Below are 20699 nucleotides of genomic sequence, written 5' to 3'. Positions count from 1 at the left end.
AATGCTGTCGATGATAACAGCATCGCTGGTATCGCTAGCAGATACGGATCAGGATCCTGTACTTGCCTGTACCGGCCCAATCGCCGGCAAGCCAACTCCCACAGGCCCCCTGCAAGGTTCAAGGTTGGCGCTTCACCTGTGGGAGCTGGCTTGCCGGCGATGGGCCGGTGCAGGTTTAGAGGGTCTGCATCATCTTGCGTACACCGGCCACATGGCGCCGGCTGACAGTGAGGGCATCGCCATCCAGGCCCTTGAGGTACAGCTGGAAATGCCCCAGCGGGGTACGCTGCAGGCGTTCGATACGCTCACGGGCGACCAGCGCGTTGCGGTGGATGCGCACGAAGCGTTCGCCGAACTCGTCTTCCAGGGCTTTGAGCGGCTCGTCGAGCAGCACTTCCCCGGCTTCATGGCGCAAGGTCACGTACTTGTGGTCGGCGATGAAATAGATCACCTGGGGCAGCGGGATCAACTCGATCCCTTTGCGCGTGCGGGCACTGATGTGGCTACGCGGGCCGCCACCTTCATTGGCCGGCCGGGTGAGCGCCGCCAACTGGGCGCGGTTGGGTTTTTCGGCCTTGCGCAAGGCATCGCGCAGCGCCTGGCCGTGGAAAGGCTTGGTTACATGGCTGAGGGTACTGTCCTTGAAAGCCTCGGCACCGTATTCATCGTCACCGGTGCAAAACACCACCGCCGGCGGCGCCTCGCGCTCGCACAGGCGAGCAGCAACCTGCAGGCCGTCCAGGCCTGGCATGCCGATGTCCAGCAGGACCACATCGGGCTTGAGGCTTTCGATCAGCGCCAGGGCCTCCTCGCCGTTGGTGGCGCTGGGCTCCAGTACGGTGTAACCCTCCAGTTCGCCGAGCAGCCGGGTGAGCCGTTCACGGTCTTGGGGTTCGTCATCAACGATCAGGACATTCATAATTGCGCTGGATTCCTGAATGAGTCTCGCACAGGTATAGCGTAGACAGGTGTGGTTCGAGCGACACTGCGGTCACGCTCTAGACCGGTGCGATGGCCAAAGATTCACTCGGCTGGCAGATTCACCGCCAGTCCTCTGTCCAACTGTAGACGGTCCGTGGAACACTGCCGTTCATTCCTTGAAATCCTTCAGCGCCGTTTTCCGGGCATTTCTGTCGACCGGCGCCCTGCGGCAGCCAGCCCAACCCTGCTATCATCGGCGCCACTTTTTCGTTCACGCCTGCAATGAGTGAATCCATGAGCACCGACAAGACCAATCAGTCCTGGGGCGGCCGCTTCAGTGAGCCCGTCGACGCATTCGTCGCCCGTTTCACCGCCTCGGTCGACTTCGACAAGCGCCTGTACCGCCACGACATCATGGGTTCGATCGCCCATGCCACCATGCTGGCGCAGGTCGGCGTGCTCAGCGATGCCGAGCGCGATACCATCATTGATGGCCTGAATACCATCCAGGGCGAGATCGAGGCCGGCAACTTCGACTGGCGCGTCGACCTCGAAGACGTGCACATGAACATCGAGGCGCGCCTCACCGACCGCATCGGCATCACCGGCAAGAAGCTGCACACCGGCCGTAGCCGCAACGACCAGGTGGCCACCGACATCCGCCTGTGGCTGCGTGACGAAATCGACCTGATCCTGGCCGAAATCACCCGCCTGCAGCAGGGCCTGCTGGAGCAGGCCGAGCGTGAAGCCGAAACCATCATGCCTGGCTTCACCCACCTGCAGACGGCCCAGCCGGTCACCTTCGGCCACCACCTGCTGGCCTGGTTCGAGATGCTCAGCCGCGACTACGAGCGCCTGGTCGACTGCCGCAAACGCACCAACCGCATGCCCCTGGGCAGCGCCGCACTGGCGGGCACCACCTACCCGATCGACCGTGAACTCACCTGCAAGCTGCTGGGCTTCGAAGCCGTGGCCGGCAACTCGCTGGACGGCGTTTCGGACCGTGACTTCGCTATCGAATTCTGCGCCGCAGCCAGCGTCGCGATGATGCACCTGTCGCGCTTCTCCGAAGAGCTGGTGCTGTGGACCAGCGCGCAGTTCCAGTTCATCGACCTGCCCGACCGCTTCTGCACCGGCAGCTCGATCATGCCGCAGAAAAAGAACCCGGACGTGCCAGAGCTGGTACGCGGCAAGACCGGCCGCGTGTTCGGCGCCCTGACCGGCCTGCTGACCCTGATGAAGGGCCAGCCGCTGGCCTACAACAAGGACAACCAGGAAGACAAGGAACCGCTGTTCGACGCCGCCGACACCCTGCGCGACTCGCTGCGTGCCTTTGCCGACATGATCCCGGCGATCAAGCCCAAGCACGCCATCATGCGTGAAGCGGCCCTGCGCGGTTTCTCGACCGCCACCGACCTGGCCGACTATCTGGTCCGCCGTGGCCTGCCGTTCCGTGACTGCCATGAGATCGTTGGCCACGCGGTGAAGTACGGCGTGGACACCGGCAAGGACCTGGCCGAGATGAGCCTGGACGAACTGCGCCAGTTCAGCGACCAGATCGAGCAGGACGTGTTTGCCGTACTGACCCTGGAAGGGTCGGTGAATGCGCGTGACCACATTGGTGGTACTGCGCCGGCGCAGGTGCGTACTGCCGTTGTTCGTGGCAACGCCCTGCTGGCTTCGCGCCAAGGCTGATCCACTGCCCTGCTGTTGTAGGAGCAGCCTTGCGCTGCTCCTACAAGGATTTGCGCTGGGCCCAGTTAGCGCTTGCCGCTACGAATCATCTCCATGAAGGCCGGCATCGAGGCCTCCTTGTCTGCCAAGATCCGCGCCATGTGCGGGTTCTCGCCCATCAGCTGCAGCAGCGCCTTGGCCTGCGGAAAGTCCGCCAGCAAGTCGATGTTCAGTACCTTCTTGCCCACCGCGTACGCCAGATCGACCGAGAAGCAGAACATCAGGTCTGCCAGCGTCAGTTGCTCACCCGCTACATAAGGGGCAAAACGCCCGTTGCGCTTGAGCGTGGCAAACCCGGCCAGCAAGTCGGCTCGGGCCTTCTCCTTGACCAGCGGTTCCACCGACATGCCAAAGAACGACTCGGCGTAGCAGGTACGGGCTGGCAGTTCGATGTACAGCTCGATTTCCTTCAGCAGCTCGCGCACCTTGGCCTGCCCGAACGCATCGCTCGGCAGCAGCGCCTTGCCGGGCTGGGTCTGCTCGATGTAGTCGAGGATCACGCTGGTTTCGCTGAGGAAGCCGTGTTCTGTTTCCAGTACGGGCACTTTGCCGCGCGGGCTGACTTCCAGCGAGCCTGGGGTCTGGCCACCATAGAAGGTGACTTCCTCGAAGGGCAGGCCTTTTTCCAGCAGGGCCAGCTTGACCATGTTGTAGTAGTTGCTGACCGAGAATCCGTGAAGCTTGAGCATGGGGTAACAGCCTCCAGGCCGTATGGGGATGGCCCGGCTTTTATAGCCCTATCGCATGCCCCTGACCAGTGTCATGCACCCGGTCGATGACCAGGCATTGCCGCCACGGGCATGGCACACTGTGCATCCCATCACAGGAGCACCGCCATGAGCGAGCCAACCGACATCGACAATGACGACGAAGCCTTCGCCGAGGCGACGCTGACCCAGGCCATCGAAAACCAGATTGAAAGCGGCGATCCGGCGGCAGCCAAGGCCACCTTCAACAAACTGAGCCTGGTCGGTTACGAGCGTGAAGACATTCTCAACCTGATGGCCCATGTGCTGGCCTTCGAGGTTGACAACATGCTGAAGGAAGATCGCGAGTTCGACCGCGAGTGGTATGAGAACGCGCTACGAGCGCTGCCAGAGCTGCCACCTGAGATGGATCAAGGCGACGACGAATAACCCGACTACACTCGAAGGTCAGGCACCGTTGAACGGTGCCGTAATCCTTGTCTGGAAGTCAGGAGTCGCCATGCCTTTTACCCCCGATCTGATCGACGAACTGGAAGTACTCGCGCTGTTCAAACACGACAGCAGCCAGGAAGGCATCAAGATAAACAGCAACGCCGCACCTGCCCTGATCGCAGCAGCGCAACGCCTGTATGATAAAGGGCTGACCGATCAACCTGATGGCGGTTATCTGACCAGCCTGGGTCATGACGCCGTAGATAGTGTCCAGCTACTGCAGAACATTCTCAAGGCGCCACAACCGGCCTGAGCCGAGATTGCAAGGGGCTGCGCTGCAGCCCATCGCCGGCAAGCCAGCTCCCACAGGTACTGCGAATGGCCTGAAACCGATGTGACCAGATCCAACTGGTACTGCACATGGTTTGAAGCCAATGCGGTCGGTGTGGGAGCTGGCTTGCCCGCGATGGGCCGCAGCGCGGCCCCCGGTCAGTTGGCCGTTGCCCTGCGCTTTTCCACCAGCCAAGAGCGCCCATACAGGCACACGATGGCCAGCAACGCCACCGCCTGCGCCGACAGCGAGTAGGCATCGGCGTGAATCCCCAGCCAGTCGAACTCGAAGAACGCCACCGGCCGCGTGCCCAGCACCCCGGCTTCCTGCAACGCCTTCACCCCATGACCGGCGAATACCACCGACAGTGCACACAGCAGTGCGGCGTTGATGCTGAAGAACAGCGTCAGTGGCAGCTTGGCCGAGCCGCGCAGAATCACCCAGGCCAGGCCCACCAGCAGCACCAGCGCAGTAGCGCCACCGGCCAGCACCGCCTGATGCCCGGCAGGGCCTGCCTGCAGCCACAGGGTCTCGTAGAACAGGATCACTTCGAACAGTTCACGGTATACCGAGAAGAACGCCAGCACGGCAAAGCCGAAACGCCCGCCGCCGCTGACCAGGCTGCTTTTGATGTAGTCCTTCCAGGCGGCGGCGTGACGGCGGTCGTGCATCCACACGCCGAGCCACAGCACCATCACCGCGGCAAACAGCGCCGTGCAGCCTTCCAGCAGCTCACGCTGGGCACCGCCCACGTCGATCACATAGGCCGCCAGGGCCCAGGTAGCGAAGCCGGCGACCAGCGCCAGGGCCCAGCCGACGTTGACGCTGCGCACAGCCGATTGCTGGCCGGTGTTGCGCAGGAACGCGAGGATCGCCGCCAGCACCAGAATCGCTTCAAGGCCTTCGCGCAGCAGGATCAGCAAACCGGAGATGTAGCTCAACGACCAGCTGAGGCCATCACTGCCCAGCAGCTTGGCAGCCTGGTCGAGCTTGGCCTTGGCTTCGCCAAGACGTTGCTCGGCCTGGGCCACGGGCAACCCGTCCTGCAGCGACTGACGATAAGCCATCAGCGACTTTTCAGTGTCCTTGCGCACTTGGGTATCGACGTTGTCCAGCGAGCTTTCCACCAGTTCGAAGCCCTCCAGGTAGGCAGCCACCGACAGGTCATAGGCCTGGTCGTGGTCACCTGCACGGTAGGCCGCCAGGCTCTTGTCCAAGGTGCTGGAGGTGTATTCGAGCAGCTGCGCCGGGCCGCGTTTTACCTGCGGCGGCTGGGCCCGCTGGGCGCGGAATGCTTCCAGCACCGCAGCGCCTTCATTGGCAGCGACCTCGGCCGGAGTCTGGCGGGCCAGGTCGGCGATGTTCCAGGTCTTGTCGCCTTTGCCGGCTTCCGGCTTGGCGGTGAAGCTGGCGATATAAGCGGCGATATCCCAACGCTGGCGGTCATCCAGTTGGTCGGCAAACGACGGCATCTCGGTGCCGTCGATACCCAGCGCCAGCGTGTTGTACAGGTCGAACAGGCTTAACTGGTCGAGGCGCGAGACATCGCGCAGGTTGGCGGGTGCAGGCTCCAGCCCCACGCCCGCCGGGCCATCACCTGCGCCCGTGTCGCCGTGGCAGATCGAGCAGTTCTGCGCGTAGAGTGCAGCGCCACGCGCCGGGTCCGGGGTGATCACCGGGGCCTGGCTGACCTCGTAGGCCACCGCCAGGCGTGCACCCAGCTGGCGCGCCTGCCTGGCGACTGTCGCGCCATCTTCACGTTGGTCGATGGCTTGGCGCAGCGCCTGGACGCCTTGGCCCAGCGCCGCCTGTTCGGCATGCGCAGGCAGGCCACTGACCAGATCGGCCAGCACCGCGCTGAACTCCTGCTGCTCGCGGTATTCGCTGTCGTCGATCACCTTGCCGTCTTGCACGGTCGGCGGGTAGTCGGCGCCAATGTAGTCCAGCAGGTGCAGGGCCTTGGTGGCCTCGGCAGGGGCTTCTGCCTGCGCCAGGGTGCTGCACAGCGCCAACAACGGGCCTAGCAACCAGGCAAGCAGACGGGTACGGGTATTCATGGCCAGTCTCGAAGGGAATGCGAAAGAGAACATTGTTCACTTCCACTTTGCTTCTCTCAAGGGTGCTGGGCGGATTTCATGAAAAATCCTGGTACAAATCAGATGAAGCGAGGTGGCATCGGGATTGATGGGGGCGTGGCCTGCCAGGGCCTCAATCGCCGGCAAGCCAGCTCCCACAGGTATGCACTTGACTTGAGGGCGATGCGGTCGGTGTGGGAGCTGGCTTGCCGGCGATGGGCCGCACAGCGGCCCCCAGGTACTTCTATTGAAGAACCTTGCTCATTCCGCGCTCCATATCATCGATCAGTGCCTTGGCCATCTCGCTGAGTATCCGCGCCGCGCTCCCGGCAATGCGGTCGTTCTCCATTTCCGCCTCGGTAGTGAGGTGCCGGATACAGCCAAGGAGCACTGACAGTTGGGAGAATGCATGATTGAACGGCACGTTGGCCTGCAGGCGAAACAGGTCAAAGGTTTCCGCGCCAACGGTGGAAGTGTCTCTTGGATCGTTGCTCATCGCTTGCCCCCTTGCCGTACATGCTCGGACAAAGCATTGATCACCGCGCACAGCACGCGAATGTTCATGCCCATGGCGTTGCGCGTGTCACCTGGGTCGGTGCCGAGCAGGACAGTGGTGGTGTGCTCGATACTCAGGGTGAGAGCGCTGGTCAGCCGCTTGCAGTCGTCGATGCTGAGCGAGTCGATGAGTGAGAGATTTGGTGGGTCGAGCAGGAGCAGATCGGTGACGGGTGGGTCGGGGACGAGCTTTTTCATGGCGGAACTCCTGTACAAAAAAGAATTCTGCCCTCCGCATCGTCTCACGGATTTGGGTGGCAGTCGTTACACGGGTTGAGACCCGGGGTACAGGAGACCCGGCCAGACCGAAATCTGCCCGTGCACGACCGCCATAAGCGATGCAACCTGTACCAGCCGGGTGTCTCACGCCCGATCGCCTTGCGAGGCGACCCGAGGACGTTATTCCCAGAGCACATTCCAGCCAAGTCAGCACCTTCCGATAGCGGCCGTAGGATAATTCGACACAGAATCAGAACTGAAGCATTTGGTTGCAAGTTCAGAAATGTCCTACGGCTTTAGGGCCCAGGCAAGGACTTCGCCCTTGATCGCCGGCAAGCCAGCTCCCACACCGACCGCATCGCTCTCAAGCCTAGTGCGGTACCTGTGGGAGCTGGCTTGCTAACGATGAAGCTGCGCCGATGCTACTGGAAATACTGGGTACCAATTCATTCATCGCCGGTAAGTCCATTCCCACTAGCCTGATGAGCAGTTCATCAGGAGAGAGCGCACATGGATCGTCCCCACTCAGACCAGTTAAGGCTCGGCCGATTTTCGGAGACCAGCAGGTTATATCTGCTCACCAGCACAACCTTGGACAGGGTTCCAATGTTCAGTGACTTCCACTGCGCAAGATTGATGGTGGCGGAGTTACGCCAGGCTCAAGAGGAAGGCGATGTCAGGTCATTGGCCTGGGTGGTAATGCCTGACCACTTTCATTGGCTGGTCGAGCTTGGGCCGGCCAGCTTGAGGCGTGTAATGCGCCGGGTTAAATCCCGGAGCACAGTGATGATCAACAGGCACACAGGACGAAGTGGGCGGCTCTGGCAGAAGGGCTTTCACGACCGGGCATTGCGCAGGGAGGACGATGTACAAGCGGTGGCTCGGTACATAGTCTTGAACCCAAAGCGGGCGGGGCTGGTTTCAAGGGTTGGCGATTATCCGCATTGGGATGCGATTTGGCTCTGATCATGTGTTGTCTGGGAGTTTCTATCGCCGGCAAGCCAGCTCCCACAGGTATTGCACATGGCTTTACGCCGACGCGGTCGAGGTGGGAGCTGGCTTGCCGGCGATTGGGCCTCAAGGCCTGGCGGCGTCCTTCCAGCCCCCACCCAACGCCAGGAACACCCCAATCTGCCCCAACGCCACCTGGCTATTGGCCGCTGCCAGCTGCGCACGCACATCGGTATAGGTGCGCGTGGCCTGCAAATCCGCCAGGAACGACTCACGCCCGGCCTGGTAATACCGGTGCGTCTGGTCCGCGGCTTCCCTGGCCGACGCCTCCGCCTCGGCCAGCGCATCGCGCCGGTCCAGCAGAGCGCTGTATTGCGCGAGCCGGGTCTGGGTTTCGCGAATGGCATTCAGCACCACACCATCGAAATTCGCCAACGCCGCCTGGGTCGACGCTTGCGCCATGCGGATGCGCGCTCGGGTGCCGTTGGTGGGGATGGTCCAGCTGATCTGCGGGCCGAAGCCCCAGCGGTTGGTCGCCGGTTTGCCAAGGTTCTCCAGAATACCAATGGTGCCGACCTGGGCGCCGATGCTGATGTCCGGGTACAGCGCACCCGTGGCCACGCCGATAGAGGCAGTGGCAGCGGCCAGCTGGCGTTCCGCCTGGCGCACGTCCGGGCGGCGCTTGAGCAGCGCCGCGCCATCGCCCACTGGCACCAGCTGCTTCAGGTGCGGCAGCTCGGCGCAGTCGGCAGTGCCAGCAGGCAACTGATCGACCGGTTTGGCCAGCAAGGCGGCCAGGGTGTACATGCCGGTCTCGCGCTCGGCCTTGAAGCGTGGCAATTCGGCACGCAGCGATTTGAACTGGGTCTGCGAGCGGGTGACCTGGGTTTCGTCGCCACGGCCGGCATCGCGCAGGCGCTGATTGAGCTTCACGCCCTGCTCCTGCAAATCCAGCGACTCACGGGCGATGTGGTACTCCTCATTGGCCGAGCACACCTGGGTATAGGCCCTGACCACGTCCGCAACCAAGGTGATGCGGGCGGTGTCCGCAGCGGCCTGTACCGCGTCGGCATTGGCCTTGGCGGCCTCGGTGCCGCGCTTGAAGGTGCCCCACAGGTCGAACTGGTACGAGGCACTGATGATGGCCTCGCCGATGTTGGCTACCGGCACCTTCTCCGGCTGCAGGAAGGCTTCGCCAGACTCCTGCAGGCGCTGCGCCCCAGCCTTGATACCACCGTTGAATCCGCCCTGGGATTGAGCCACTTCAACCTGGGCGCGGGCCCTGGCGATGTTGGCGGCAGCCACGCGCAGTTCGGTGTTGGCGCTCAAGGCTTGGCGCACCAGTTGGTTCAGCCGTTGATCCTGATACAGCTGCCACCAGTCCTCGGGCACGGGTGCCGACACCACGCTATCGGCATCCTGGCGCAGCGGGCCGTTCAGGTCGCTGCGTTGCACGGCAGCGTCCTTCGGCACCTCATAATCGGGCCCTACCATCATGCAGGCGCCCAGCGACAGGCACAGGCCGGCCAGGATCAGCTGTTTCATGGGCGCTGGCCCTCGATGATCGACACCGTGGCGGTGCGCCCGGCGATCATGCGGAAGTCTTGCGGGACTTCGTCAAAAGCAATGCGCACCGGGATGCGCTGGGCCAGCCGCACCCAGCTGAACGCCGGGTTGACGTTGGGCAGCAGGTTGGCGCCGCTGCTGCGGTCACGGTCTTCGATGCCGGCGGCAAAACTCTGCACATGGCCGCGCAGGCGGGTGTTGTCGCCCATCACGCGGATATCCACGGCGTCGCCGATGTGAATGCCGCCCAGCTTGGTTTCTTCGAAGTAGCCGTCGACGTGGTACGAGGCGCTGTCGACCACCGACAGCACCGGGCGGCCGGCAGTGACGAATTCGTGGTTACGCGGCGCACGGTCGTTGAGGTAACCGTCCACCGGGCTGCGCACCACCGAGCGGTCGAGGTTCAGCTGCGCGGTATCGACCGCCACCTGCGCCTCGCTGACGGCCGAACGGGCACGGGCCTCGCGGGACTGGCTTTCTTCCAGCTGTTCAGCCGCTACCAGGTTGCCCAGCTTGCGGTTGCGCTGTGCCTCGCGAGAAGCCTGGGCCAGGGTTTCCTGGCGTTCGCCAAGGGTAGCCTTGGCCTGGCGCAGGGCCAGGGTGAAGCGGTCCTGGTCGATGGTGAACAGCACGTCGCCGCGCTTGACGGTCTGGTTGTCGCGCACCTCGACCTTCTGGATCAGCCCGGACACATCCGGAGCGATCTGGATCACGTCGGCGCGGATGTGGCCGTCGCGGGTCCAGGGGGCGAACATGTAGTAGCCCACCATCTGCCACACGAGCACGGCGGCGAAGGTCACTACCAGCAAGGTCAGGACCACACGGCCCAGGGTAAGCAATGGTTTTTTCATGGCAGCATCAGGTTTCGGCAAAAGTGGTCCACCGCGCCAAGCAGCACGGCATACAGGGCAACGTTGAATAACGCCCGGTGCCAGACCAGGCGGTAGAAATGCAGGCGCACCAGCACCGCGTGCACCCCCAGGAACAGCAGGTAGGTGCCAAACATCATCACCAGCAGCGTGGGCAGGAACACCCCGCTGATATCGAGTTCACCAATCACAGGGGCGCTCCGTCGAGCCCGGGGGGCAGTTGCGGTTGTTCGGCGGGCTCGAGCATCACCTCCACACCCGGCAGCAGGGCCAGGCGCAGGCCGCTGAGGGCATGCAGCAGGTGGGTGCGGGCATCGCCGCGCTCGTACAACTCGTCCAGGTTCAGCGCCAGCCGCGCGCGTTCCATGTTGCGCAGCAGCGCGGCCGGGGCGTGCAGGCGCTCGCCGGCACGCAGGCAGGCAGCGTAGTGCGCGCCCACTTCCTCGATCACCGTGTTCAGGCGCTCGCGGGCCTGCTGGCCGGCACGCGGCATGTAGGCCAGCAGGTCGAGCAGGTTCAGCCCCACGCGCAGGTCACGCAACGCAACGCCGCTGTCCTGGCCGGTTTGCGACAGGCGCGGCAGGTGCTGCATGAGGCGGTCGAGCATCTGCACACCCACCTGACGGTGCTCGGCCAGGGTGGCTGGCTCGGTCATTTCGACGATGTCGCGCCAGACGAAGCGGGTCATGCGCTTGGCCGCCAGCTCTACGCCGAACGGGCGCATCACCACGGTCCAGATGAAGGCGAACAACAGGCCTACGGGGCCAGCCAGGTTGGAGTTGAGGAAGGTGAAGAAGTCGGCGTCGTAGGCGCCCTGGATGCTGATGAAGGTCGAGGTGTTGACGATGGTCAGCAACGTGCCCAGATAGAAGCGTGGCTGTACAGTCAGCGTGCCGACGCAGATGAACGGCACGGCGAAGGCCAGCACCAGCATCGGAAAGTCGTGCAGGTTGGGTAGCACCAGGAACAGGTACAGGCTGGAGAAGATGACCGACATCAGCGTCCAGAAGAAGAACTTGTAGATCTGCGGTGCCGGGTCGTCCATGGCGGCGAAGAAGCTGCACGATACGGCAGCGAGGATCACCGCACTCGCGCCGTCGTGCCAGCCCAGGCCGATCCACAGGCCGCAGGCGACGACAATCGCCAGTACGGTGGACGCCACCGAGTACAGCATCAGGCCGCGGTCGAAGAACGCGGTCAGGCGGCCCAGGCGCCAGTGCCGGTACACCGCGCGCCAGGGTGTGGCGTCATCGCTGCGCAGGGCGTGTTGCAGGGTGCAGCAGTCTTGCCACAGGTCGGCCCATTCGGTCAGCCGGTACAGGGCGTTGGACAGCAGCAGCTCGGCACGCTGGTCGAGTGCCGCAGCGCCGGGTTGCAAGCGCGCGATCTGCTCGTGCAGGGCAGCCCAGCGGGCCACCGAAGCGCTGTCGGCAGTGCCCTTCAGCCATTCACGGGCGGCGTCCAGTACCGGCCGCAACTGGGCGAACTGCGCCGGGGCACGGCCGTCGAGGGCAACCAGGGCATCGTCGAGGGCGTCGATCACCGGCAGCAGGTGGATCATGCGCCCGCGCAGCTCGCGGGCGTTCTTGAGGGTGTGCGGGCCGGCGCCTTCGTGGCCGAGCTGGCCGATCATCAGCTCCAGCGAGTTGAACGTCGCGACCATCGCCCCGCGCATGCCGCCGACCTTGTCTGCACTGGCTTCACGGGCCAGGTAGGTGTCGCTGTAGCGAATGGCCTCGGTGAACCAGTTACCCGTGGCGCCCACCACCACCGGCGCCAACCGGCGCGGCCAGAAGATGGCCCCGACCACCGCCGCGCAGACGATCCCCAGGCAGATTTCCTGGGCACGCGAGGACGCGACGTCGAACACCGCCAGCGGGTTGTCGACCACCGCCAGGGCGATCATCGGCAAGGTGTAGCCGGCCAGCATCAGCACGTAGTTGTTGGCTGTGCGCAGGTTCAACGAGAGGAACAGCAAGGTGCCAGTCCACAAGGCGATGGCAATGCTCAGCAGCAGTGGCGATTGCACCAGCGGCGGCACCAGGAAGATCGCCCCGGCGGCGCCGAGCAGCGTGCCCAGCGCGCGATACAAGGCCTTGGAGCTGGTCGGCCCGACGAACGGGCTGGAGACGATGTACACCGTGGCCATGGCCCAGTAAGGCCGTGGCAGCTGCAAGAGCAAGGCGATGTACAGGGCAATCATCGACGCGGCAAACGTACGCACGCCGTAGAACCAGTCACGGGCCGGCGGTACCGAGCTGAAGAAACCGTTCATGCCGCCCCGCCAGCGCTGCCCAGGCCGGCAGCTTCGAAGGCTCGCAGTACACGCAAGGCGGCTTCGAGGTCGGCCTGGTCGATGCCATGCAGCACCTCGCGGCGCAGGCGCACCAGCTCGGCTTCGATGGCTTCGGCCAAGGCACGGCCCTGGTCGGTCAGGCTCAGAGCCTTGGCGCGACGGTCGAGCGGGTCTTCGCTGCGGCATACCAGGCCGGCCTTGCACAGTTGGTCGAGCAGGCGCACCAGCGACGGGCTTTCCAGGCCGGCAGCCTGGGCCACGGCCACCTGGTGCACGCCATCGCCCAGGCGCACGATCATCAGCAAGGGTGCCGCGCAGGCTTCGGAAATGCCGTAGCCCGTCAGGGCGGTATGGCAGATGCGCCGCCAATGGCGGGCGGCAACCACCATGCCGCTGCTGACTTGCAGGCGCAGGAGATCAAGGGGCATGAAAGGAACCAAGGATATTCATAGTTTGCTAACTATCAATATACGCCTGCCCCACCCCCTGTCGTCAACAGGGGGTGACGGGGGGTATGGATGAATTGTTGTTCATGCTGGGGGTTTAGCACTGCCTGTTCGGGCCTCTTCGCGGGTGAACCCGCTCCCACAGGTACTCCACAAATTCTGAGGTTTGTGGTTTTCATCTGGGAGCGGGTTCACCCGCGAAGAGGACGGCACAGGCGACACAAAACTCAGGGCTGAATCTGGTCTTCCAGCTTCATGGTCAAGGCCAATGTGCTGCCCATCTGCACCGCCCGGTCACGCCACTCCTGGTATCGCATCGCGTCACGGCTGCTGAAATGCACCGCCAGCTCTTCGGCCGCCTGCACCACCCCTGCCGCTGCCGCCAGCTCCAGCCAGTACAGCGCAGCCTTCAGGTCGGCCTCCACATACAGCCCATGCATCAACCGGTAACCCACTTCAAAGCGGCACCGCGCCTCGCCCCGCTCGGCCCCACGCATGAACCACTGGTAGGCCTGCACCAGGTCGACCTGCCAGTCCAGATCGCCATCGCACACCTCCTCCTCGTACAAGTCACCCAAGGCCGCGGCGGCATGTAGCATGCCCCGCTCGAAGGCCTGGCGGTAACACTCCGCCGCCTGCACATAGGAGGCGTCGATGCCTTTGCCGAAGTAGTGCTGCTGCCCAAGGTTGAACCACGCCGCAGCATTACCTTGCAGCGCCGCCATGCGCAGCAGGTGCCCGGCCAGCAGGGTGTCGGCGCGCCAGTACTTGCCGTTGAGCCAGATCCAGCCAAGGTCGTTCAGCGCGGCTACGCTGCCTTGCAACGCCTGACGGCGCAGGTCGGCATACACCGCCTGCAGGTCGCTGGCTTCGTCCAGGCGGTTGACCAACAGTGACCGCTGGCTGGGCAAGCCCACCCCGGCAAACAGCCGCTGTCGTCTCCCGACAGGGGCCGGAGGGGCGATGACCCGCTCGGGCAGAAGGCGGGCAAGCAGCGAATGGATATTGCTGGCAGCAGACATGTTCATCCTCATTGAACGACGCACAACCCCAACCTTCGGCTGTGATGAGGCGTGATTCTGCGTGATGTCACGTCAAAACCTGTCGCGAACGATTCGGCACGAGGCAACCAAATGCGACTTCCTTGATCTGAGCAGGCTGTGGCCAATTGCCATGCCCCTCGCGTGCCGCCATCCTATTGCGGCAAGCCTAGACAAGGACGTTACATTTTGCCGTTCGCCACAACCCGCGCCACCCTCAGCCGTCAGTGGGCGCTGCTGCGCCAGCTGCCCAGCCGCTCCCCAGGCATTACCAGCGCCGAATTGGTATGGCGCCTGCGTGATGTGGGCTTCTCTGTCAGCAAGCGTACGGTCGAGCGAGACCTCAATGAGCTGTCGCTGATTTTTCCGCTGGAACGCAATGACAAGAGCATCCCGTTCGGCTGGCACTGGTCGGCCAGCGCGGTCGGCGAGTTGCGCAGCAATTTCGACTTGCTGACGTATCTGCGCGGTGATGCGTTGCAGCCAACCCAGGGTGAAGGGGTGGAGCTGGTGGCACGCATCAGCGATGCACTGGCGCGGCAGCTGCGGGATACGCCGCTGAGTGGCGACATGCAGTTGACGGCGCTGGAGCATGGGCATCGGTTGCGCGCCACGGTGAGCGACGGCTGGCCGTTGCGTTGGTGGCTGTTGAGCCATGGGGATGGGGTGGTGGTGGAGCAGCCTGGCCCGTTGCGGGAAGAGATTGGCAAGATCCTGAGCAATGCGGCGGCGCAGTACCTTAGTTGATGACCTGTACTGGCCCTCACCAGGATTGGCGGCGCCGAGAATCAGATCAAGCCGCCCTGCTCGTCTTCATCGATAAGGTTGTTGAGGCTGCTGAGCGCCTTTCGCGCCGTTGAACGGTTGAGCAATTTGGCCTGCGCACCGGCAGGCAGGTCGGTGATCTTGAATACGCCCTTGGCGGTCAGCACATCGATCAGGTCCTCGAGCACGCGGATCATGTCCAGGTCACTTTGCTTGAGCTGATTAAGGCTGTTTTCCACCACATCATCGGCAAACCATTCCTGGATATCGGCATGGTCGGCGGGGAGCATTTCGGTGAATTCGTCAAAAGCGGCTGCTTCTACTCGCTGCAACTGGCCGGTGGCGTCGCGTTGCACGTAGAACATGGCGGTGTCCCTCGTCACGTTGGTTCCTTGTTGGTAGACAGCAGCATAGGCAAAGATCGCCGGCCGCGCAGGGCCGGCGCCAGAGTATGCGCTGTCGGAAGAAGGCAGAAAAGAGCCTGCGTAGCGCCCGCCTGGCTGACGCGATCCATTGTAGGAGCGGCCTTGCGTCGCGAAAGGGCTGCGGAGCAGCCCCGGCGATTTCGGCTTTGATGCTGAAACCCTGGGGCCGCCTTGCGGCCCTTTCGCGACACAAGGCCGCTCCTACAGGGCCGCGCCTGTCAGGCGCGGCCAGTTACCGCATCAGTTGTCCTTGTTGTGGATGATGATGGTCGGGTCAGCACCGCTGATCAACGAGTTGATCGTGGTGTTGGACCAGTTCACACCTTCCAGCTTGATGGTCACGTCGGCGTTGGCAATGCCACCGTCGGCGTTGAGCTTGCCTTCGCTGCTGACCTGCAACGTCGTCGTGCCTTCCACCGTGGTGAGTTTCAGGTAGTTGTCGATAGTGCTGCCCTTCTCGCCTTGCAGCAGGTCGCTAAGATCGATCTTGTCTTTCTCGGCAACCTTGAAGTCCTTGATCACATCGTTACCGAAATCACCGGCCTTCCACACGAAGGTGTCGGCACCGCTGCCACCGATCAGGATGTCATTGCCCTGGCCCCCGATCAGGGTGTCATTGCCAGAACCACCGAGCAGGATGTCGTTACCCTTGCCACCGTCGAGCGTGTCATCACCACCTTGACCGAAGAGGATGTCGTTGCCATTGCCGCCCGACAGGAAGTCTTTGGCGTCATTGGCACCGGAGATATCAAATTCGTTGTAGTGCTCGGTGACGTACTGGTGAACGTTGCTGGTAGTAATGCTGCCGACATCAACATTGCTCTTTTGCGCGACATATTCCTGAAGGGCCTGGTAGCCCTCGCTGGCGATGCCGTTGAGGGTGATCAGGTCGCCGAAGATGATGTCGTTGCCGTTGCCACCATCGACAGTATCCGTGCCCGGCAAGGTTGCCTCGGAATGCCCGAGAATCGCGGCGGCGAGCTTGGATGGGTCGATATTGACTTGCGGTTTGCCAGCGGTGTCATAGGCCTTGAGATCGTTCAGGCTTATATCACTGTTGAGGCCGATCGCCACTACCTTGCTCAGACCCGTATCTTTATCGCCCAGCAGGGCAAAGCTTGCCGTTGACCCTGACGCCGCTTCTGCCCAGTTGTCCTTGGTGCCTTTGCCAGACCCGTCCAGGCTGGACAGCTCGTAAGTGCCATCACCCTGGGCATGAATGGTTCCGACCGTTCGAGTGGATTCAAGATACGTGGTGCCGAAGAAGGATCCATAAGTCAGTACTTTCAGAACGCCGCTACTGCTGATCTCGACCTTGTGAGTCGCATCGACCATAGCACTGTAGGTATCACCCACCTTGTACTTATTGACGTTTACAACGTCATCCAGGTACAGGCCATTGCTCCACAGACGAGGGTTGATGGACTCGCCGCTCTGATAGTAGGTCGGCTTGCCGTCGGTGATGAAGTAGGTCAGGTTCTCCGCGTTGGTATTACTGGTAGCGACGGTACTCTTGAAGAAGTTGGCCGCCGTCTTGAACGCATCCTCATAGTTGGTACCACCACCGCCGGTATCACCCACCATCGAGTTCAGGACCGCTTGAAGGTTCTTCAAGGCGTCGGGGTCGGCAAGGTTAACGGTGACGTTCTTGTTAACTTGGGTATCGAAGTCGAGCAGGAGGATATTCACCGTCCCGGAGATATCGGAGCCCAAGCTTGCTTTCAAGGTTTTGAACACAGCCGCCAATTGAGTCTTGGCTGCGGCGATCGAGTCGTCGCTCATGCTGCCAGAACTGTCTACCAGGAAGGCAATGTTGTAGTTCTTGCCCTGAACCACGTTCAAGCCACCCACGTCGGCGACGATGATGTCGTTGCCCTCGGTGCCGGTGAGCGTGTCGTTGCCCGAAGTGCCTACCGCCGCCTTGTAAGTCGCGCCGTAGACAGTCACCGGAATCTTGCCGGTAATGCTGTCGGAACCGCCCAGGCTTTCGGTCGCAGTCGAGGTGACCGTGATGTCGAACGAGCCTTTGTAGTACGAAGGCGGGGTAAGTGTCAGGCCGCTGAGCTTCCAGCCAGTCACGTCCACTGGCGTGCCACCAACCGTCACGGTATGGCCCGCGCCATCGCTCAGCACAGTACCTTTCGGAATACCGCTCAGGGTCACGTTAAGGGTTTCGGAGCCATCGGTATCGGTCAGGCCGGTGGAAATACCCACCAGTTTCACCGAACCACCTTCCGGCCCTTCGTTGAGTTTGTAGCCGTCGTAGTAGCTCTGGCCATTCACGGTGTGCAGGTCGGACACGCCCAGGCCGGCGTTGGCCATGGCGGTCACGTTCTGGTACATCTTGATGTTCGAGCTGCTCAGGTCCACGGCAGCACCCGAGCCTGACTGGATGTTCAGGTCGTAGCTGCCCGGGCCCGACTGGTTGGCATGGTAGACCTCGATCGGGTAGTAGCCGCTGGTGTTCGGGGTGAAGGTACCCGAAACCTGGCCACCAGCACCCCAGGTGGCCGTGACCACGGTCTTGCCGCCAATGGTGACCACGAAGCTGTCGTCGGCGCTGCCGCTGAAGGTATAGGTCTTGCCGGCTTCCAGATAGATAAGCCCCGACGTTTTCGAACCGGTGCCGGCGGTGACGCTGGCATCGGACTGCACGTTGGTGGTGGTAGTGCTGGAGTTGGCATTGCCGGAGTTGGCAAAGACCGTCTTCAGATCGTCGCCGGTAATGCCGTTACCGCCAGTACCCAGGCCCTTGAGGGTGTTCCACACTTCCTTGGTCAGGCCTTTGGACTCGATATCGGCACTGCCGAAGCTCAAGGTCGGTTTGTCGGCGACCGGGCTGATGTCGACCTTCATGGTCACTTCAGTGCCCAGGTTGGTGCCATCGTTCGGCTTGAACTTGAACTGCGCGTAGTCGGCCTGCTGGTTGCCCACGCCGCTGCCACCGTAGTTGTCCGTCCCCGACTGGTTGAGCAAAGGCACGAACTTCAGGTTCTTGGCAGTAATGTCCGCCTGGCTGACCACCTGGCCAACGGTCACGTCCACCCATGCAGTGCCATTGAAGAACTTCAGGCTGCCGGCGACCGGGATCGAGGTAATGGTCACGGACAGGCCGTTGTTGCCATCGGCATCGGTGACTTTGAAGTCGCTCCAGCCGAACACGTAATCGGTGTCCTCCACGCCAGACACTGCACCGCCAGGCGAAACCGGCAGGTGGTCGTTGTCGAGGATGGCCGTGGTCACGCTCGACTTGCTGCTGTCGACCTGCAGGTTCTCGAAGTTGCCACCGGTGGCCGTTTCGATCTTGACCACGAAATTCTCGGTGCCTTCGACTCGACTGTCGTCAATGGTACCGATAGTGAAGGTGGTGCCAGTGCTGTTGGCCGGGATCTTCACGGTGGTCACGCCGGTGAAGTCCTCACCGTTTTTGGCGGTGCCGCTGTAGCTGAGGGTGACAGTCACTTCAGCCTTGGATTCATGGGTAAGGGTCAGCGTGTAGCTACCGGTTTCGCCTTCGGTCAGCGAAGTGGTGCCATTGATGCTCACCTTGGCAACATCGCCCTGGCCGCTTGGCTCGTCGCTGACGGTAGTGCTGACACTGTTGGTGCCGGTCACCAGGTTCTCGAACACCTTGTCGCCAGCAACAGCGATGCCGGTGATCGACTTGGTGATGGTGTTTTGCCCACCGGTGTACACATCATCCGGAGCATTGATGAAGGCCGTGCCCGAGGCTGAACCTGCCGGGATGGTCAAGGTGGTGCCACCGGTCAGGGTGACGGTTACGCCGCCGTGGCCAGTGACTGGCAGCTTGGTGTCTTCGCTGATCAGGGTGACGGTGTAGGTGATCTTGCCGCCTTCGACCACAGCGGTGTTGTCTACCGACAGTACCGCGGTGACCTTGCTGAGGGTGTCCGAGACCTGCACGGTGGCCGGGTCGCCGATGACCAGGTTTTCCAGTGCTGGGCCCGGGACAGTGGCGCCATCGATGCTGACGGTGATCTTGCCGTTGTCGATGAACACGTCATCGCCCTGCGCAGGCGCAGAGATGGTCTTGGTGGTTTCGCCGGCTTTGAACACCAACACTTCGCCGGTGCTCAGCGTGACGGTCAGCGGCTTGTCGATGACCTTGTTCAGGCTAACAGTGAAGGTCGGCGCAGTGGCTTCGTTCACCGAGGCCACGACTGGCGTGATGCTGACCTTGACCAGGTTGCCGGCGCCATTCGGGTCATCGCTGACCGTGGTGGTGACCGGTTTCGGATCGGCTACCAGGCTCTCGAACTTCAGGTCACCGATGACAGCGATGTCGGTGATGGCCTTGGTGATCGATGGCTGGCCGCCTACGTACAGGTCGTTCGGCGCCGTGACGAAGGCAGTGCCGGTAGCGGAGCCTGCCGGGATGGTCACGGTGGTGCCACCGGTCAGGGTGACGGTTACGCCGCCGTGGCCAGTGACTGGCAGCTTGGTGTCTTCGCTGATCAGGGTCACGGTGTAGGTGATCTTGCCGCCTTCGACCACAGCGGTGTTGTCGACCGACAGTACCGCGGTGACCTTGCTGAGGGTGTCCGAGACCTGAACGGTGGCCGGGTCGCCGATCACCAGGTTTTCCAGCGCTGGGCCCGGGACAGTGGCGCCATCGATGCTGACGGTGATCTTGCCGTTGTCGATGAACACGTCATCGCCCTGCGCAGGCGCAGAGATGGTCTTGGTGGTTTCGCCGGCTTTGAACACCAACACTTCGCCGGTGCTCAGCGTGACGGTCAGCGGCTTGTCGATGACCTTGTCCAGGCTAACAGTGAAGGTCGGCGCAGTGGCTTCGTTCACCGAGGCCACGACTGGCGTGATGCTGACCTTGACCAGGTTGCCGGCGCCATTCGGGTCATCGCTGACCGTGGTGGTGACCGGTTTCGGATCGGCTACCAGGTTCTCGAACTTCAGGTCACCGGTGACAGCGATGTCGGTGATGGCCTTGGTGATCGATGGCTGGCCGCCTACGTACAGGTCGTTCGGCGCCGTGACGAAGGCAGTGCCGGTAGCGGAGCCTGCCGGGATGGTCACGGTGGTGCCACCGGTCAGGGTGACGGTTACGCCGCCGTGGCCAGTGACTGGCAGCTTGGTGTCTTCGCTGATCAGGGTGACGGTGTAGGTGATCTTGCCGCCTTCGACCACAGCGGTGTTGTCTACCGACAGTACCGCGGTGACCTTGCTGAGGGTGTCCGAGACCTGCACGGTGGCCGGGTCGCCGATGACCAGGTTTTCCAGCGCTGGGCCCGGGACAGTGGCACCATCGATGCTGACGGTGATCTTGCCGTTGTCGATGAACACGTCATCGCCCTGCGCAGGCGCAGAGATGGTCTTGGTGGTTTCGCC

General features: G+C 62.6%; 18 protein-coding genes (1 of these 18 cut by a window edge). 5 read left to right on the top strand and 13 right to left on the bottom strand.

Going from position 1 to position 20699, the window contains the following annotated elements:
- Positions 1 to 175: 175 nt before the first annotated feature.
- Positions 176 to 919, bottom strand: a complete 744-nt coding sequence (locus AC5O5R_RS00765; protein ID WP_172225467.1) for a LytR/AlgR family response regulator transcription factor — start codon at positions 917 to 919, stop codon at positions 176 to 178.
- Between the two features lie 296 nt (positions 920 to 1215).
- Between AC5O5R_RS00765 and argH the strand changes: the two genes are divergently transcribed.
- Entirely contained in the window at positions 1216 to 2616 is a 1401-nt protein-coding gene (argH, locus tag AC5O5R_RS00760; RefSeq protein ID WP_494514891.1) for an argininosuccinate lyase, read from the top strand.
- Positions 2617 to 2681: 65 nt separating this feature from the next.
- Here the strand turns inward: argH and AC5O5R_RS00755 are convergent, their stop codons facing one another.
- Positions 2682 to 3344 carry a glutathione S-transferase gene (locus AC5O5R_RS00755; RefSeq protein ID WP_494514890.1) on the bottom strand — a complete coding sequence of 221 codons (663 nt, stop codon included), beginning with the start codon at positions 3342 to 3344 and terminating at the stop codon, positions 2682 to 2684.
- Positions 3345 to 3491: 147 nt separating this feature from the next.
- Between AC5O5R_RS00755 and AC5O5R_RS00750 the strand changes: the two genes are divergently transcribed.
- A complete protein-coding gene (locus tag AC5O5R_RS00750) occupies positions 3492 to 3791 on the top strand; it encodes a hypothetical protein (RefSeq protein WP_172225476.1) in 300 nt (99 codons plus the stop codon).
- A gap of 70 nt (positions 3792 to 3861) precedes the next feature.
- A complete protein-coding gene (locus AC5O5R_RS00745) occupies positions 3862 to 4107 on the top strand; it encodes a TIGR02647 family protein (protein ID WP_172225479.1) in 246 nt (81 codons plus the stop codon).
- Positions 4108 to 4283: 176 nt separating this feature from the next.
- Here the strand turns inward: AC5O5R_RS00745 and AC5O5R_RS00740 are convergent, their stop codons facing one another.
- The 3 genes from AC5O5R_RS00740 to AC5O5R_RS00730 all read right to left on the bottom strand — a co-directional run bounded on the left by AC5O5R_RS00740 (position 4284) and on the right by AC5O5R_RS00730 (position 6953).
- The gene (locus AC5O5R_RS00740) at positions 4284 to 6215 is read right to left on the bottom strand and encodes an FTR1 family protein (RefSeq protein WP_494514889.1); all 1932 of its coding nucleotides are present in this window, start codon (positions 6213 to 6215) and stop codon (positions 4284 to 4286) included.
- Between the two features lie 229 nt (positions 6216 to 6444).
- Positions 6445 to 6696, bottom strand: a complete 252-nt coding sequence (locus tag AC5O5R_RS00735) for a DUF3077 domain-containing protein (protein ID WP_172225485.1) — start codon at positions 6694 to 6696, stop codon at positions 6445 to 6447.
- Entirely contained in the window at positions 6693 to 6953 is a 261-nt protein-coding gene (locus AC5O5R_RS00730) for a hypothetical protein (protein WP_172225488.1), read from the bottom strand. The genes AC5O5R_RS00735 and AC5O5R_RS00730 overlap by 4 nt, the downstream gene beginning before the upstream one ends.
- Before the next feature lie 531 nt (positions 6954 to 7484).
- Here AC5O5R_RS00730 and AC5O5R_RS00725 point away from each other — a divergent pair.
- Complete coding sequence (locus AC5O5R_RS00725; protein ID WP_172225491.1) at positions 7485 to 7940, top strand: REP-associated tyrosine transposase; 456 nt, start codon at positions 7485 to 7487, stop codon at positions 7938 to 7940.
- A 111-nt stretch (positions 7941 to 8051) separates the two neighbouring features.
- Here AC5O5R_RS00725 and AC5O5R_RS00720 read toward each other — a convergent pair whose 3' ends face one another.
- The 6 genes from AC5O5R_RS00720 to AC5O5R_RS00695 form a co-directional block, all read right to left on the bottom strand.
- Positions 8052 to 9470: an efflux transporter outer membrane subunit gene (locus AC5O5R_RS00720; protein WP_172225494.1), complete on the bottom strand. Its 1419-nt coding sequence runs from the start codon at positions 9468 to 9470 to the stop codon at positions 8052 to 8054.
- A complete protein-coding gene (locus AC5O5R_RS00715; RefSeq protein ID WP_172225497.1) occupies positions 9467 to 10342 on the bottom strand; it encodes an efflux RND transporter periplasmic adaptor subunit in 876 nt (291 codons plus the stop codon). Before AC5O5R_RS00715 ends, AC5O5R_RS00720 begins: the two co-directional genes overlap by 4 nt.
- Entirely contained in the window at positions 10339 to 10551 is a 213-nt protein-coding gene (locus AC5O5R_RS00710; RefSeq protein ID WP_003255905.1) for a DUF1656 domain-containing protein, read from the bottom strand. The genes AC5O5R_RS00715 and AC5O5R_RS00710 overlap by 4 nt, the downstream gene beginning before the upstream one ends.
- Positions 10548 to 12635: an FUSC family protein gene (locus tag AC5O5R_RS00705; RefSeq protein WP_172288155.1), complete on the bottom strand. Its 2088-nt coding sequence runs from the start codon at positions 12633 to 12635 to the stop codon at positions 10548 to 10550. The genes AC5O5R_RS00710 and AC5O5R_RS00705 overlap by 4 nt, the downstream gene beginning before the upstream one ends.
- Entirely contained in the window at positions 12632 to 13084 is a 453-nt protein-coding gene (locus AC5O5R_RS00700; RefSeq protein ID WP_172288157.1) for a MarR family winged helix-turn-helix transcriptional regulator, read from the bottom strand. Before AC5O5R_RS00700 ends, AC5O5R_RS00705 begins: the two co-directional genes overlap by 4 nt.
- 245 nt (positions 13085 to 13329) lie before the next feature.
- The gene (locus AC5O5R_RS00695; protein WP_172288159.1) at positions 13330 to 14124 is read right to left on the bottom strand and encodes a tetratricopeptide repeat protein; all 795 of its coding nucleotides are present in this window, start codon (positions 14122 to 14124) and stop codon (positions 13330 to 13332) included.
- Between the two features lie 207 nt (positions 14125 to 14331).
- Between AC5O5R_RS00695 and AC5O5R_RS00690 the strand changes: the two genes are divergently transcribed.
- Positions 14332 to 14889 carry a WYL domain-containing protein gene (locus tag AC5O5R_RS00690; protein ID WP_172229820.1) on the top strand — a complete coding sequence of 186 codons (558 nt, stop codon included), beginning with the start codon at positions 14332 to 14334 and terminating at the stop codon, positions 14887 to 14889.
- Positions 14890 to 14930: 41 nt separating this feature from the next.
- Here AC5O5R_RS00690 and AC5O5R_RS00685 read toward each other — a convergent pair whose 3' ends face one another.
- Together AC5O5R_RS00685 and AC5O5R_RS00680 are read right to left on the bottom strand one after the other, a co-directional pair.
- Positions 14931 to 15272 (bottom strand): tryptophan synthase subunit beta, encoded by a 342-nt coding sequence (locus tag AC5O5R_RS00685; protein ID WP_172229823.1) that lies wholly within the window; start codon positions 15270 to 15272, stop codon positions 14931 to 14933.
- Positions 15273 to 15572: 300 nt separating this feature from the next.
- Positions 15573 to 20699, bottom strand: the end of a protein-coding gene (locus tag AC5O5R_RS00680; RefSeq protein ID WP_494514888.1) for an immunoglobulin-like domain-containing protein. 22347 nt of this gene lie beyond the right edge of the window; 5127 of the gene's 27474 nt are visible here — the last part of the coding sequence; its start codon lies off the right edge, out of view; the stop codon is at positions 15573 to 15575.

This window comes from Pseudomonas sp. 8_5_2 (genome assembly GCF_059295255.1).
Note: the sequence above shows the minus strand (reverse complement) of the source record. Positions and strands in the feature narration are given on the sequence as shown.